General features: G+C 39.6%; 10 protein-coding genes. 1 reads left to right on the forward strand and 9 read right to left on the reverse strand.

Annotation, left to right across the window (positions count from 1 at the left end; all coding sequences use genetic code 11):
- Nucleotides 1-106: 106 nt before the first annotated feature.
- Nucleotides 107-1,939, reverse strand: a complete 1,833-nt coding sequence (locus AC07M3_RS01325) for an ABC transporter ATP-binding protein (protein ID WP_494566296.1) — start codon at nucleotides 1,937-1,939, stop codon at nucleotides 107-109.
- On the reverse strand, nucleotides 1,936-3,747 hold the full coding sequence (locus tag AC07M3_RS01330; protein WP_494566297.1) for an ABC transporter ATP-binding protein: 1,812 nt from the start codon (nucleotides 3,745-3,747) through the stop codon (nucleotides 1,936-1,938). Before AC07M3_RS01330 ends, AC07M3_RS01325 begins: the two co-directional genes overlap by 4 nt.
- Before the next feature lie 283 nt (nucleotides 3,748-4,030).
- Between AC07M3_RS01330 and AC07M3_RS01335 the strand changes: the two genes are divergently transcribed.
- The gene (locus AC07M3_RS01335) at nucleotides 4,031-5,083 is read left to right on the forward strand and encodes an ABC transporter substrate-binding protein (protein ID WP_494566298.1); all 1,053 of its coding nucleotides are present in this window, start codon (nucleotides 4,031-4,033) and stop codon (nucleotides 5,081-5,083) included.
- 643 nt (nucleotides 5,084-5,726) lie between these two features.
- On the opposite strand, the gene AC07M3_RS01340 is transcribed toward AC07M3_RS01335, so the two are convergent.
- Genes AC07M3_RS01340 through AC07M3_RS01370 form a run of 7 tightly spaced genes read right to left on the reverse strand, consistent with a single transcriptional unit; the run spans nucleotide 5,727 to nucleotide 14,363 of the window.
- Nucleotides 5,727-6,995 carry an acyl-CoA dehydrogenase family protein gene (locus AC07M3_RS01340; protein WP_494566299.1) on the reverse strand — a complete coding sequence of 423 codons (1,269 nt, stop codon included), beginning with the start codon at nucleotides 6,993-6,995 and terminating at the stop codon, nucleotides 5,727-5,729.
- A 26-nt stretch (nucleotides 6,996-7,021) separates the two neighbouring features.
- A complete protein-coding gene (locus AC07M3_RS01345; RefSeq protein WP_494566300.1) occupies nucleotides 7,022-8,839 on the reverse strand; it encodes an ABC transporter ATP-binding protein in 1,818 nt (605 codons plus the stop codon).
- A 2-nt stretch (nucleotides 8,840-8,841) separates the two neighbouring features.
- Complete coding sequence (locus AC07M3_RS01350; protein ID WP_416715446.1) at nucleotides 8,842-9,690, reverse strand: ABC transporter permease; 849 nt, start codon at nucleotides 9,688-9,690, stop codon at nucleotides 8,842-8,844.
- Nucleotides 9,687-10,838, reverse strand: coding sequence for an ABC transporter permease (locus AC07M3_RS01355; RefSeq protein ID WP_494566301.1), 1,152 nt, complete (start codon nucleotides 10,836-10,838; stop codon nucleotides 9,687-9,689). Before AC07M3_RS01355 ends, AC07M3_RS01350 begins: the two co-directional genes overlap by 4 nt.
- Nucleotides 10,839-10,843: 5 nt before the next feature.
- Nucleotides 10,844-12,415 carry an ABC transporter substrate-binding protein gene (locus AC07M3_RS01360; RefSeq protein WP_494566302.1) on the reverse strand — a complete coding sequence of 524 codons (1,572 nt, stop codon included), beginning with the start codon at nucleotides 12,413-12,415 and terminating at the stop codon, nucleotides 10,844-10,846.
- 10 nt (nucleotides 12,416-12,425) lie between these two features.
- Nucleotides 12,426-13,619, reverse strand: a complete 1,194-nt coding sequence (locus AC07M3_RS01365) for an LLM class flavin-dependent oxidoreductase (protein ID WP_494566303.1) — start codon at nucleotides 13,617-13,619, stop codon at nucleotides 12,426-12,428.
- 33 nt (nucleotides 13,620-13,652) lie between these two features.
- Complete coding sequence (locus tag AC07M3_RS01370) at nucleotides 13,653-14,363, reverse strand: class II aldolase/adducin family protein (RefSeq protein ID WP_045432357.1); 711 nt, start codon at nucleotides 14,361-14,363, stop codon at nucleotides 13,653-13,655.
- Nucleotides 14,364-14,375: the final 12 nt, after the last annotated feature.

Genomic DNA, 14,375 nt, shown 5'->3' on the forward strand with positions numbered 1-14,375 from the left:
TCATTATCAATAACTTAATTAATTAAAACAAAAGAATCATTGTTTAAATTTAAACAATGATTCAAAAAAATGTTTATAAAACTACAGTTTCAAATTTCGAAGATGTTTAGACCAGTTGATTTTGAAGATACGACTGATATAACTGAAAATATGCTGTTTCTTGCTGTATTAACTGTTCATGTGAACCTTGCTCTACAACATGACCGTTTTCGATCACGACAATTTTATCGGCCTCACGAATCGTACTCAGCCGATGTGCAATCACAATACATGTTCTATTTTGGCATAAGCGTCTGAGCGCATATTGTATTTTTTGCTCGGTATAAATATCGATTGCTGAAGTAGCTTCATCTAAGATTAATATTTTAGGATTTGCTAAATATGCACGAACCAAACAAACCAACTGTCTTTGCCCATGACTTAGGTTTTTACCGAGGGTTCCTACTTCAGTGAAATACCCTAGTGGAAGTTGTTGCAAAATCTCATCTGCCCCCAAGTCTTCAATTGCCGAGATAAGCACTTGATCTGAAACATTAGGTTGAACTAGACGCAAGTTATCTAAAATCGTTCCACTAAATAAAACATTATCTTGTAAAACAATACTCACATGCTGCCTTAAACTGGCAAGATGAATATTTTGGATGGGGTAACGATCTAGAAAAATTCCGCCCTGTTGAGGTTCATAAAACCGTGTTAACAACTGAACAATCGTACTTTTGCCATGTCCTGTTGGCCCTACAATCGCAATTATTTTTCCAGCTTCAATCTCCAAATTAAAATTTTGTAAAACGGGCTTATGGGTATAGGCAAAATCTACCGACTGAAATCGAATATGACCATTCAATTGTTCAAGCTTCACAGCATTTGGTTGTTCTTGAATGCTAGATTGCGTATCTAAAAGTAAAAATATTCGTTGCGCACATGCGGCCCCATTTGCATAACGTTCAAATAGATCGGTAAGTTCCTGTAAGGGAGCCAAGAATAAAAACACATAGAAAATACTCTCTGCAAACTGCCCTATACTAATCATCCCACCACTATAGGCATAACTACCAATGACAATAAATCCAGCCGTGGCTACAGTCGAAAGTAACCCTGTAAAGGGTGCAAACCAACTGGTCCGCTTGCTGCCATAAATAATAGAGTGATTAAAGTCTTTTAATAAATCCTGATAACGGGATTGATTTGTTTCGGTGTAATTTAACTGCTGAATGATTTTTGCGCCATTTACAGTTTCAACCAAATGGGCAGTAAATCGACTGCGTTCTTCGGCAACTCGTCCCCAGTGTTTTTGCGATGACTTTTTAAAAAAGGCTGTCATTCCAAATAAGATTGGTAAAGTTGCAAATAAGCACCAGAAAAATGGTGGATAGATATGCCAAAGAAGAACTGAAGCCAGACCACAACGCAAAATTGCTGAAAGTAATTCGGGTGGTCCTTGTATTAAAACAGGTTCTAAAGTATCCACATCACGATCTGCCCGTGAAATAATCCTGCCAGCTTTAGTACGGTCAAAATAGCCAATATTTAAACTTTGAATATGCTGGAACAAAGAACGTCTTAAACCATTAATAACTTTCAAAGCTGCTCGACCTGACAAATATTTTGATACCCCCGCTAAGGCAAAACGAAAAATCCAACTCAACGTTAAAATGCTAATCGCAATCAATAAAACGGGCTGATGTAGCACCATTTTCCCAGCAATGTGTTGAAAGCCTGAATCTAAAATATATTTCACAACCCAAGGCCGAACAAAAACGCTCATCACTTGCAAAATTTCTACTGCAATCAAAGCAAGCAGCAAGTAACGGATGGGATAAATTAAAGGAATAAGTTTTGTTAACATCCCTCTATGAATTGAGGTCTTTGCCAAATTTTCTTCGATTTGTAGATCGGCTGATTTTGCGAATGGACGGAAATTTTTAACACTTGTATTCATGCTTCAATCTCCTGTTGTGGCAACTCAAAACCCATCAACTCTCGATAAAACAAACAATCTTGAACTAATTCAGTATGCGTGCCTTGGGCAATAATTTGCCCTTGATCTAGAACAATAATTCGGTCAGATAACGCAATCGTGGTTTGTTTATTAGAATTGATAATGATGGTTTTCTTAAAATGATTTCCCATATCAGAAAGCGCTGATAGTCGTTGTAAAACCTGTTTTTCTGTAGTCGAATCCAAAGCACTGGTTGAGTCATCTAAGGCTAAAATTGGCGAGTTTTTTAAGATAGAACGAGCCAAAGCAATCCGCTGTTTTTGTCCTCCAGATAAAGTAACGCCTTTATCTCCAATCAAAGTGCCTAATCCATCATCAAGCCGTTGTAATAGTTCTGATGCGGAAGCTAAATGTAAAGCATCTCGCATCTCTTGCTCAGTTGCATCTTGCTTAGCAATTCTTAGGTTATCTGCCAATGTGCCACTGAAAAAGAAATTTTCTTGGGGAATAATCTGAATCAAATGGCGTAATTCAAACAGGCTTAAATCTTTGATATTGACCCATCCCTGTTGCTCAGAACCAATCAGGACTTGCCCTTCTGTTGGGTCAATAAACCGATTGAGTAAATTCATCAAAGTCGTTTTACCTGAGCCAGTTTTACCTACAACAGTGACGATTTCACCTGCATGAAATTCAACATGACACTGCTTTAAAATAAACTTTTGTGTTGTTTTATCCTGAAAGCTTACATTTTCTAATCTAATATTTAACCCATCACTCCATTGCAACGGCAAAGGGTATGGTTGATCTTCAATTACAGACTTTTCATCGAGCATTTGCCATATTCTTGTTGCCGAAGAGCGAGCATCAGCAAAAATTTGTAAGACCTGCCCAATACTTTCAATACGAAACACCAATAAATTTGCCATGAGTATCGCAGCTACAAACTGCCCTACCTGCAACTCGTTTTGGCCAATTAAATAAGCACCAAAGCCAATCACCCATAAATAAGAACACGCAATAATCACTTGAGGAATGGGCAAGCGTTTCGCACTTGTGCTTATGGTTTGAATAGAGTGATGAATAAATAGATCTACGGCATGATTAAAACGCTGTAAGAGTTTTTCTTCGAGTTGGAACGCTTTGACTACCCGAATTCCATTCACGCTTTCTGCTAAGCTATCGCTAACTTTTTCGTAGGCGGATGCGACTTGATGATCCAGCACCACCAATTGATTGGTCAGTTTAAATAGAACCCAAAGTCCTAAAAAAATAAATAATAAGGGAACTAGGCCAAGCCAAGGGTGATACCAACACAAGAGTCCAACTGTTACCGACACAACAAGACTTGATTCAAACACTTGCCGCCAAAAATTAATAAGAGCTTCTTTTAATTTATCTGAATCACGTGTTGTTCGAGATAGTACCTCTCCTAACCCATGTTTCCAGTGCCATGAAACATCTAAATGCTGCACTTGGCTAAAGATTCTTTCTCTTAAAATACTTAGTAATTGCTGACCAATGCTTAAAGCACTTAGCCCTGCCAGATACTGAATAATAGCCCTAATGCCAGCAATACTCGCAAGTAGAATGAACCAGAACCAAGGGTTTAATGGATCAGAGATAGCATGCTGAAATAAGGTTTCTCGCTCACTGTGTTTTAAGGTATCAATCGCATGTCCGATTGAATATTGTTGGAGTGCTAACCCTATATTTGCAATCACAAATAAGGTCGCCGTCAATAAGAAACGAAATGGCATAAAACGATATAAAGCCAAACTTCGTAATAATGGATAATTTTTAAACATAAAAGATAGTAAAAGTTTAAGATTCCGTTTTATTGCGAGATTCATGCCAAATTAATGATCTCTAAAAAGATTTTAAATTATTGTTTTATATCAATTTTATAGTTCACTATTTATGGGGGTGTTGATTTTAAAACATTAGCGTAAATGATTTGCTGTAATCGCAACAAAATTTGATATATCAACATCATAAAAAACGATATCAAAAATAATCATTAAATATCAATAAATTATTGAGTGGCATCAATTTTGCTTTAAAGCATAAAAACCACAAAAGGATGTCACGATGACAACACTTCAAACTCAACCATTAAACACACTTTGGTATACTCGCTGCCCTGTACCAACAGGCCTAGGCATTTCAATTCAAAAAGGTTGGCTCAAAGAAAAGTTTAATGAGCAACAGATTGAAATAAAATCAATTCGGGAATCAAATTCCAAAGATATTCGTAACTCTCATTTTAACCATACCCTTGCCAACTCAGTTCGACATGGTGGCAGTATTCCTGCAATCTGGGCATATGCATCTGGTCAAAAAACTAAAGTGATTGGCTTATCTTGGGCTGATGAAGTTCAATTGTTGTTAACACGCTATGATTCAAACATCAAAACTGTTGCCGACCTAAAAGGCAAACGTTTTGGAATTCCACTGAATCAAGATGCAATTATTGACTTCTCGCGTGCACAGGCTATTCGTGGTTTAGAAAATGCCTTAAAAACAGTAAATCTGGAGGTGAGCGATCTTGAATTAGTCGATTGTTTACGAGCAGATATTTTATCCGCACAGCAACAACAGCCTACAGAAAATGATTCTAGTTTTTATGGCAATCGCAACAAAATTAATGCAAGTGCAGAGATCGTGGCATTAATTAAAGGTGATGTCGATGCTATTTTTCTAAAAGGTGCACATGCTGCGCAAATTGCTCATGATTTCGCCCTACATACCATTATTGATATTGGTTCACATCCAGACCCTATTCTACGCTCCAATAATGGCACACCAAGAACACTTACTGTCGATGAAGATTTTCTAACGCACTATCCAAAGCAAGCACAATCGATTGTCGATGCTGTTTTACAAGCAGAACAATGGGCACATGCACACGCCGATGAAACCCATCGTTATCTAGCAAAAGAATGTAATAGTAGTGAGCAATGGGTTCATGCTGCTTATGGTTCAGATGCACATCTGAAATTGAACACTAACTTTGATGAGACTTCTATTATTGCCTTACAAGACTTGAGTGATTTTCTCTATCGCTGGAACTTTATTCCTGCACAAATTAATGTTCGTGAATGGCTTGCACAGGATATTTCTATTCAAGCTCAAGTGGCTTAATACTTTAAAATAAAAAAGGTTGTCGTGATGACAGCCTTTTTTATTTTCAGCATCCAAATTCAAGTAATCATAAACTATCGTAGTAGGCAGTATGGATAATATTAATCTCTTTAATAACAATAATCTTAACGGAGTCTTATCGAGTTTTTACCCAATTTCAGGATTAGCTTTCAGCTGGAGTTACTTTGGTTTCGCCCAAATGAGAAGCAACGCTTCGCAAGAAAGGCATCTTGCGCAGCTATCGCTGCTCACCGCAAAACTCGTTGACTACCATCAGCTCATTTAATGAATCGCAGAAACAATACGCTATTAATGGAGTCCTGTCTCAAACAATTGAGGATGACGTTTCCGAGTACCATATTTCTGATCGAACTCAGATTAGTTAAACCATTAATTACCTTTGCTTGCGTCAACTCAAAATCTAAACTCACGAAAACATTTACTGGTGCAAAGGCGGCATGGATGCCGTCCGTTTGGCTGTGGCAACATGGATGTTCCATCAGCCAAACAAAGGATTTTTGTTACTTTTCATCCCTGAAAAGTAAGGCATAACTTATACAAAAAAACTTCTGAATAATCTTAAATTATGAGGCAGTATTAACCTCTTTACATACCAGCCCTAAATTTAATTCCTATATTTAGATTATTTATTAAATTTAGTCACATTCTCCGCCTGCTTCTTTAAAAGCACAGAATTATATTCACCAGGTGGAATATTATTTAAATAATAATTTCCAACATGATATAACCGCCAGCGAATTGGGTCGTGAGTGGTATGGGTTCGTGCATTACGCCAGAAACGGTCTAGATTCCACTTTGACAAGGTTGAACTTGCCCCGAGTAATCCAAAAATTTCACTCGAAATTTTTAAAGATGCATGATCAGACTGACTTCGTGTAGCAGCAACCGATAAAATCAGTTCAGTTTGTAAGTCTTCATCTTCTACATTTGCCAAATGCTGTTCAAAAATCTGTGCTGAACGATCTAACAATGCCTCAGCCGAACGGACCAAAACAGCAAACTCACCAATTTGTTTAATAATATGAGATTCATGTGTCGGTGAATCGACGCCACTTTCCACCCAAGGACGAGCATGATGTTGTAAATAATCAATCCCGCCTTGTAATGCTCCTTTGGCAATTCCTGTGTCCATTGCAGCATGTAAAATCTGAGGCCAAGTAAGACCTGTACGTAAAACCGTGCCTAAACCACCTGTATTTCGCTTAGCAACATAACGTTCATCAACAATTACATCTTTAAAATTAACAGTGCCACTAACACTATTATTTTGTCCCATTGCATCCCAGTCATCAAGCAACTCTACTCCCTCTGTATCTCGATGAATTAAAATCGAGACTGGTCCATCATCACTACCAGCAAATAAAGAAATCCATTCCGCGAGTAAAGAGCCTGTAGAGTAAAACTTACTGCCATTTAAAATTAATCGTCCTTCCGCATTTCGTTCTACGCGTGTTTTATGCTGAAACTTATCTTTGCCCCCCACTTCTGCAAGTGCATTGCCTAAACGTTTTCCACTTAATACATCGGCAAGTAATTGATCACGAATTTCATCGTCATAGCCCGTTAAAATTCCTCGAAACATGGTGAAGTGAATTTGTAATAACTGCCCTACACCACCATCGGCGGATGAAATAATTTTCACTACATTGACCAACGTTGAAATATTGGCGCCTAAGCCCCCAAATTGTTTGGGTACAATAATCGCAGTTAAACCAGCTTCTGAAATTAAGCGAGCCTGATCATAAGGCACCGTTTTGTTATAACTTGGGTCTTGAGCAAATTGATTCAGTTGATTTGCCACCTCTTTTGCAATATCAAGTGCTTCTTGCTCGCTTTGAATATGTCTTACGCTACCTAATTCTAAAAAATTACGTTGGTTAATATCGTTCATTTTTAACTCCGAAAAATCTGTTTTTTTTATGCGCAAACTTCAAGCACGTTGTTTTTAAACAAGCTCGGCGCATGTGTAAGCAAAGTTTTGGTATATATATGTTGAGGATGACTGAGTACTTGGTCCGTTTCACCGTATTCAACAATATGTCCATTTTTTAATACGGCGACCCGATCGGCGATTGCACGAACAACCCCTAGGTTATGAGTCACAAATAATAAGGTCACACCTTGCTGCTGAAGGTCTTGTAGTAATTTCAAGATGGATGCCTGAACGGAAACATCTAAAGCAGATGTAATCTCATCACAAATCAAAACATCGGGTTGGCACAGCAAAGCTCGTGCGATAGCCACACGTTGTCGTTCTCCACCAGATAAATCTCTTGGATAGAGTTCCTGAACTTGTAAAGGCAAAGAGACTTGTTTAAGGACCTGTGCGACTTTTTCTATGGCTTCTTGTCGAGATGCTGCAAAGAAATGCTGCACCACCTTTATTAAAGTCTGCCCAATCGTATGCGCTGGATTTAAGGCCTTATAAGGATTTTGAAAGATATATTGCAGTTTATGCCGCTGCTGCAAATGACGCTGTTGCCCGCGCAATGACAAGACTTCATCCGCTAATGTAATTTGGCCATCTGCATTTTCATTCAACCCTGCAATAACACGGGATAACGTGGTTTTACCCGACCCCGACTCGCCGACCAATGCTAAACATTCGCCTTTTTTTAATTGAAATGAGATATCAAAAAGTGCCTGTTGCTGCCCATACCATGCATTAATATGTTCAACTTTTAACAATGCTTCTGTGTCACTTTCTAATTCACGTACCGGATGATCAATCTCTTTAAAATTAATCACACCGACTTCATCTGAATGGTGACAAGCAACAAAATGCGGGTCAAACTCATCTTTTAATTGAGTTAATTCGGGTTGTTTTTGGCGACATATTTCGGTAGCGAAAGCACAACGTACTGCAAAAGCACATCCCGCTGGACGCTCATTTGGTGAAGGAGCATGACCTTCAATTGGAGATAAATACTTACGAATAGCCACATCTGGAATGGCGTTAAGTAAACCTTGCGTATAAGGATGTTTAGGGGTTTCAAATAGTTGGGTTAATACTGCATCTTCAGCGATTCGCCCTGAATATAAAACAATTACCCGATCTGCAATATCTTTTACAACCGTTAAGTCATGCGATACATAAATAGCAGCAACATTATATTCACGGCATAATTTACGAATAATGTTCAATACCAAGGTCTGCGTCGTCACATCTAAGGCGGTGGTTGGCTCATCTAAAACAATTAAACGTGGCTGGAGCAAAAACGCCAAGGCCAATAAAATTCGTTGTTGTTGTCCACCTGAAAGTTGATGGGGATAACGCTTGAGAAATAGCTCATCATGAGGTAACCCCACTTCATCTAAAATTTTGGCTACTTTCTGGTATTTTTCAGCGCTCGATAACTGTGTCTGATGGACTTCTAATAATTCAAATAAATGTTGACCAATACTTAATGCTGGGTTAAGCGCTGTTCCAGGATCTTGGGCAACATGACTAATTTTATGACCACGAACCTGACGTAAAGCATGATCATCTAAACTGAGAATATTTTGATCATCTAACTCAATTATGCCCTGAATAATTTTGGCGCCATGCCGTGCATAGCCCAATAAGGCGCTCGATAATGTCGTTTTACCCGAACCACTTTCTCCGACCAGCCCTAGAACCTCACCTTCTTTTAAGCTAAATGAAATATTAGAAACGATGTGATTGCCTGTGTTTACTAATGCAACTGTTAAATCTGTTACGGTCAATACTGTATTTTTAAATGTATCTGCCATGCTTATTTTTCCTCAATCCGAGCTGCTGCACGTCCAACACCCTCAGCCAATACATTCGTTCCGAGCGCAAACAAAGCAATTAAAATGACAGGAGCAAATACGGCCCACGGTTGAACTAATAAACCAGCACGGTTCTCATTAATCATGAGTCCCCAGTCTGCTGCTGGAGGTGCCACCCCATAACCAAGAAAAGCCAAACCCGATAACATACCCACCGCCCAAGTCAGCATCACACCAAGATGAATCAATAACGGCGTCAACATATTGGGTAAGATTTCACGAAATAAAATATAGGTTTTTGAGTAACCTAGAATTCGGGCAGCTTCGATATATTCCTGTTCCACTAGGTTAATTGCAACGCTTCGCGCAAGACGTATAACTCCGGGAATAAAAGCAATTGAAACCGTTAAAACAATCAACCAAGGTTGCCGACCTAACATCGAAACAATAAGTAAGACTAAAATGAGATCTGGAAAGGCCATAAACACATCAGTCAGCCAAGTTACAAACTGATCAATCTTATTGCGGGCAAAAGCAGCGAATATGCCTAAACTAGAACCAATAATTAATGCAACCAGACTAGCGGCTAGCGTCATCCAGATAATAGAAGCACCGCCAGCAAGTACACGTGACCAAACATCATGACCAATATAGTCATAACCTAAAAATGAACGCCCTTCAGGGGAACCATAAGTCATGCCGACCAACGCAGTGGGCTCAAATGGAACAAATAACGGTCCAACCAGTGCAAAAATCAAAACCAAAGCAGTGACTACAAATCCAAAACGTACTTGTCTTTCACGAATTAATGTTTGAAAAAAGTTTCTTTGGTACCAGTGAAGTGAGCTCATTTGCCACCTCCTTGCTGAATATTCTTTAAAGCATTGCGACGGTCGACAGGTTTTACCGTAATTGGTCGACCTGACTTCCATAAACGTAACGCCTGACGTCGTCCCGGCGAACGTGCTTTATGTCTTTTTGCAGTTCGTATTTTGGGTGTAAGTAAAGTCGTGATTAAATCTGCAATTAAATTAACAACTACCACACAAATGGTGAGCAATAAAACAATCGCTTGAATGGTCGGAATATCCCTCATTTCGATTGCTGCATTGAGTGCATTACCAATACCGGGATAACTGAAAACCACCTCAATAATTAAAGCACCACTTAGCAAAACTCGAATGGTCAATGCTGTTCCCTGCACAACCGGAACTAAGGCATTCGGTAAAACATGTTTCCAGATAATCCGTCGCTCAGGAATACCACGCAGCCGTGCAGAGGTCACATATTCCGACTCTAGCGCATCAATCATAGAACCACGCACTAAACGCATCAGATATGGAATGAGTGATAAAGCTAAAGTGAAAATTGGTAAAATTAAAAATTCTAGTTGGCTATAAGGCGACTCATTAGGAATCAATAACGATGCTGCTGGTAATATGTGTAAAACCGATGTTGAAAAAAACATCATTAACCAAATCGCAATCACAAACCCCGGCACTGCTTTAAACAGAATCGAACTGGAGACAATAATCCGATCTAACTTGCTGTCACGGCGGAGCGATAGCCACACACCCAGCACGACTGAAAGTGGTACAGTAATTACAATCACGAGGCTCGTGAGTGCAACTGTATTACCAAAATAATTCTGAATAATTTGTAAAACAGGCACATTAGAATCTATCGAGCGCCCAAAATCCCCTTCTAATAATTGACTTAACCAATGCCAGTATTGAACCAATATCGGATCATTCAAGCCTAATTGTTCACGAAGTATTTGAACCGTGGCTTCAGGTGCTTCTGGACCTAAAATGACGCGAGCCGGATCCGATGGAAGTGCCTGTGTGGCAATAAATACAATGAGGCTAATAACAAAAACAACCAATGCCCCTGATACCAAACGTGTGAAAAACCAAGGTAACCACGCAGGAAATTCAAATGACTTGGCAATTGTCGGATGTTGGATTGATGCCTCTATTTTACTGGATTGAATTGTCATATCGGTTACCCTCTACGCCAAAATTCATCTGTACGCCACGCAGCAAAGCCAGTGCGATCAGGTGTTACACCACCAATTTGGCTCGAATGTGCATCAAGTACATTATTAAAGCCCCAAATGAGTAAACCGCCTTGCTCATGCTGAATATGCTGTGCTTCATGAACAAGAACTTTTCGTTTTTCCAAATCGGGTTGTTGCAATGCCGCATGCACTAATTCTGTAAAGCGCTCGTTCTTAAAACGAGTTTTATTATTTGCCGCACCCGGCCCATCAATTTGCAAGACTGTTAATAAGAAAGGACGTGAAACGTTCGAGCCTGTACTAAATGCCCAATCTTGTTTTACTGCATCCGCAAAAGTAGCAGCTTCAACCTGTTTAACATTAACGATGACTCCAGCCTGAGCAGCATGCTGAGCAAAAACCAATGCCGCATTGCTATCTGGGCCTGTATATAAATCGATAGTTAAATTGTTATTAAAACCAGCTTCTTTGAGTAAAGCTTTAGCTTTATTTAAATCTTGCTTACGCTGAGCAATGCTATGGTCATATACAGGATCACTAAACGAATAAAGGTCATTTGCAACTCGCCCTTGACCAGCCAAAGCGCGTTTCACCAAATCGTCTCTATTAGCAATCAATCGAAAAGCTTGTCGTACCCGAGGATCATTGAACGGTGCTTTAGACGTATTCATATCAAATGATTGCCAAGCATCTGTTTCAGATGAAACCAGATTTAGTCGTTTATTGGCTTGAATTAAAGCAATGTGCTCCGCACTTACACCTGAAGCAATATCAATTTGACCTGATTGCAAGGCAGCAAGACGCCCTGTCTGATCTTTAAAATCAATGATTTCAATCGCATCGGCGTAAGGCTGGTTTTCTTTCCAGTAATTTTCAAAACGAACAAAGCGTGAACGCTGACCCGGTGTAAAACTTTCAAGCTTAAAGGGTCCAGCCCCTACGACATTTTTAACTGGGTCATAATCTGTAGGAACAATGCCACCCCAGCTCATCCATGCTTCAGGTAAAGCAACCAACCCTTTTCCTTGAGTAAAAGGAATTTCAACGGTGTATTCATCGCGCTTTTTAATTGCATCTCTTTGCAAAGAATAAAGATAAGCTGCAAATGGTGAGGCAAGTTTGGGGTCGGTTAAGCGCCGTAAAGAAAAAATAACATCATCGGCAGTAATGGTTTTACCGTGGTGAAATTCAAGTCCTTTTTTTAGGCGAATGGTCCATTTCGTTCCGTCATTATTGGGTTCAGCAAATTCAGCAAGTGCGAGTTTAGGCTGAATATCTCTGCCCCATTCCCATAATTTTGCATACAAAGGCCAACCTCTGAACGCACTGGACATACCAATAGGTTTATGTGCATCTAAATTGCCAGCTTGATTACCATTGATCACCCCAATTTTGATAACACCACCTTTTTTCGGCGTATCATTTTGGGCTGTACCAGCAGTAGCACTCTCAGACGATGAGTCTGGTTTAGAGCACCCGACAAGGCTAATTGCAGCAAAAGCGCCAACACCGAATCCAGTCTGTTTAATTAGTTCTCTACGTGTAATTTTATTCATGCCTTCTCCCTTAAACCACGACTTCTTGATTCAAAAGGGAATCAATGGATGAATTTTTATTGAGCTTAGGTAACTCAAAGCCATGATCGAGTTCCAATAACGGAAACAATAAATCTGCTACCCGATAGGCTTCTCCAATTAAAGGGAAACCAGACAAGATAAACGCTGATACGCCATAGCTTTCGTATTCTTTAATTCGTTTGGCAATATTTTCAGCACTTCCCACTAAGGCTGTCCCTGCGGCTGGGTTTAAAATATCGAAACCAAATAAAGATGGGCCAGTCCAAACATTAGGATAAATTTCAAAATCTTTAGCTTGAGGCAAAATACCTCGACGTAATTGTTCTAAGTTCTTTTGAATAGATGGATTGTTACTTTGATAACTCTCAAAACTTTCATTTGGAGGAAGCTGTCGTTTAACAGCTTCGATTGCATAATTTACATCAATCTTGTCAAGTAACGACTGAGCATATTGCCAAGCCTCTTCTTCTGTTTCCCGCACAATAATTTGTAATCGAGTGCCAAATTCTAAAGTTCGGCCAATTTTTGCAGCCTCAGCCGCAACCTTGCTAAACTTTTCTCCAAGTAATGGCGGCGTATTCGCAAAACTTAAATACACATCCAGTAGTTCAACAGAATGCTGAACGCCTTTGGCAGAAGTTCCTGCTCCCCACAAAGGAACACCTTGTTTTTGAGTGGGACCACGCCATTTTGACATTGGAGATCCACCTTCTAAGCGTGGGGCAATTTGAATAAACTCCCCTTCAAACCCAGATGTATCACCTACATAGTTTTTCTGAAATGCAGTCCAGTATTCTTTACTAAAGTCATAACGCTCATCATGAGTATAGTGAATACCTAAAGCTGCCAAACCTTTATCATTTCCATTAACGACATTAAATAACAAACGCCCTTTAGAAAATGCATCAAAAGTTTGCGCATATTTTGCCAAAACTGCTGGCTGCACTTCTCCAGGATGCTGTGCAACCAGAAATTTTAAACGTTCAGTAAATGGAATTAAACTTGCAGCAACAGCAAGTGTTTCATACTCACTAGTACCCATGAGTGAACCGTAAAAACCAAGTCGATCTGCGGTAATCGCAATCTGTTGCAAGTGTTCATAATCGGTATCCCACCGCCCTGATTCCAACCAAGGATATGGCCCATCTGGAGACGTGAGATACCATAAAAGTTTTACAGCCATAATATTCTCGATCTTTATTTTTTAAATCTTTATCTAATTGAGGGGGAGCAATCCAAGAGATTTTGCTTTTTCAGTCAAACCGCTCATTTTCCATTGCTGATGTAAAACCCCTTGCCCGTATTCCCGGCTACCGCCTACTAACTCTGCGAGAAGCTGAATTTGAGCCCCTTCTTCTAGCAACAAGATAAATTCAGCAGTTTCCTGTAGACCTTGACGACCCCATACGGTTGCACCACCATTGGCTTCTAAGATGGCCCGATACTCAATATCAATTTTGAGTTGATCTAAAATGAAATCGACTTCTGCCTGACGGCGATCAATATAAATCGGCAACTCTTTAAATAAATGGAAACGCTGCACAGGCACATAACGAATCGGTAAAGTACGATGGGTTTGAGCCCAAGCACCTAAATTCGGCGCGTGTACATGAGATATTGTGGTGACATCTGCATGTTCTTTAAAAAGCTTGTTATAGCGTCCACCCGCACTTTTTCTCCCCAATAAAACTTCACCATCAATTGTCTCCACAAGCACTTTGCTTTTTTTATCTTTAGACCACGGCCCTGCATAGTTAAAAGTGACTAAGGTATTTTCAGGCCCACGTTCTACAAAATTAACCGTTCCATTTGCTGTGATTGTTCCTGTTTCACGGAACACTTCAAAAGCAAATTCAGCTTTTTCTCGGTTCAATTCGATAAAGTCATTGAGTTCACGAGACAATGGCGTTTGAGTAAGTGTTGTCATGATCAAATCCTC

The organism is Acinetobacter sp. GW821-FHT09D10 (assembly GCF_059416285.1).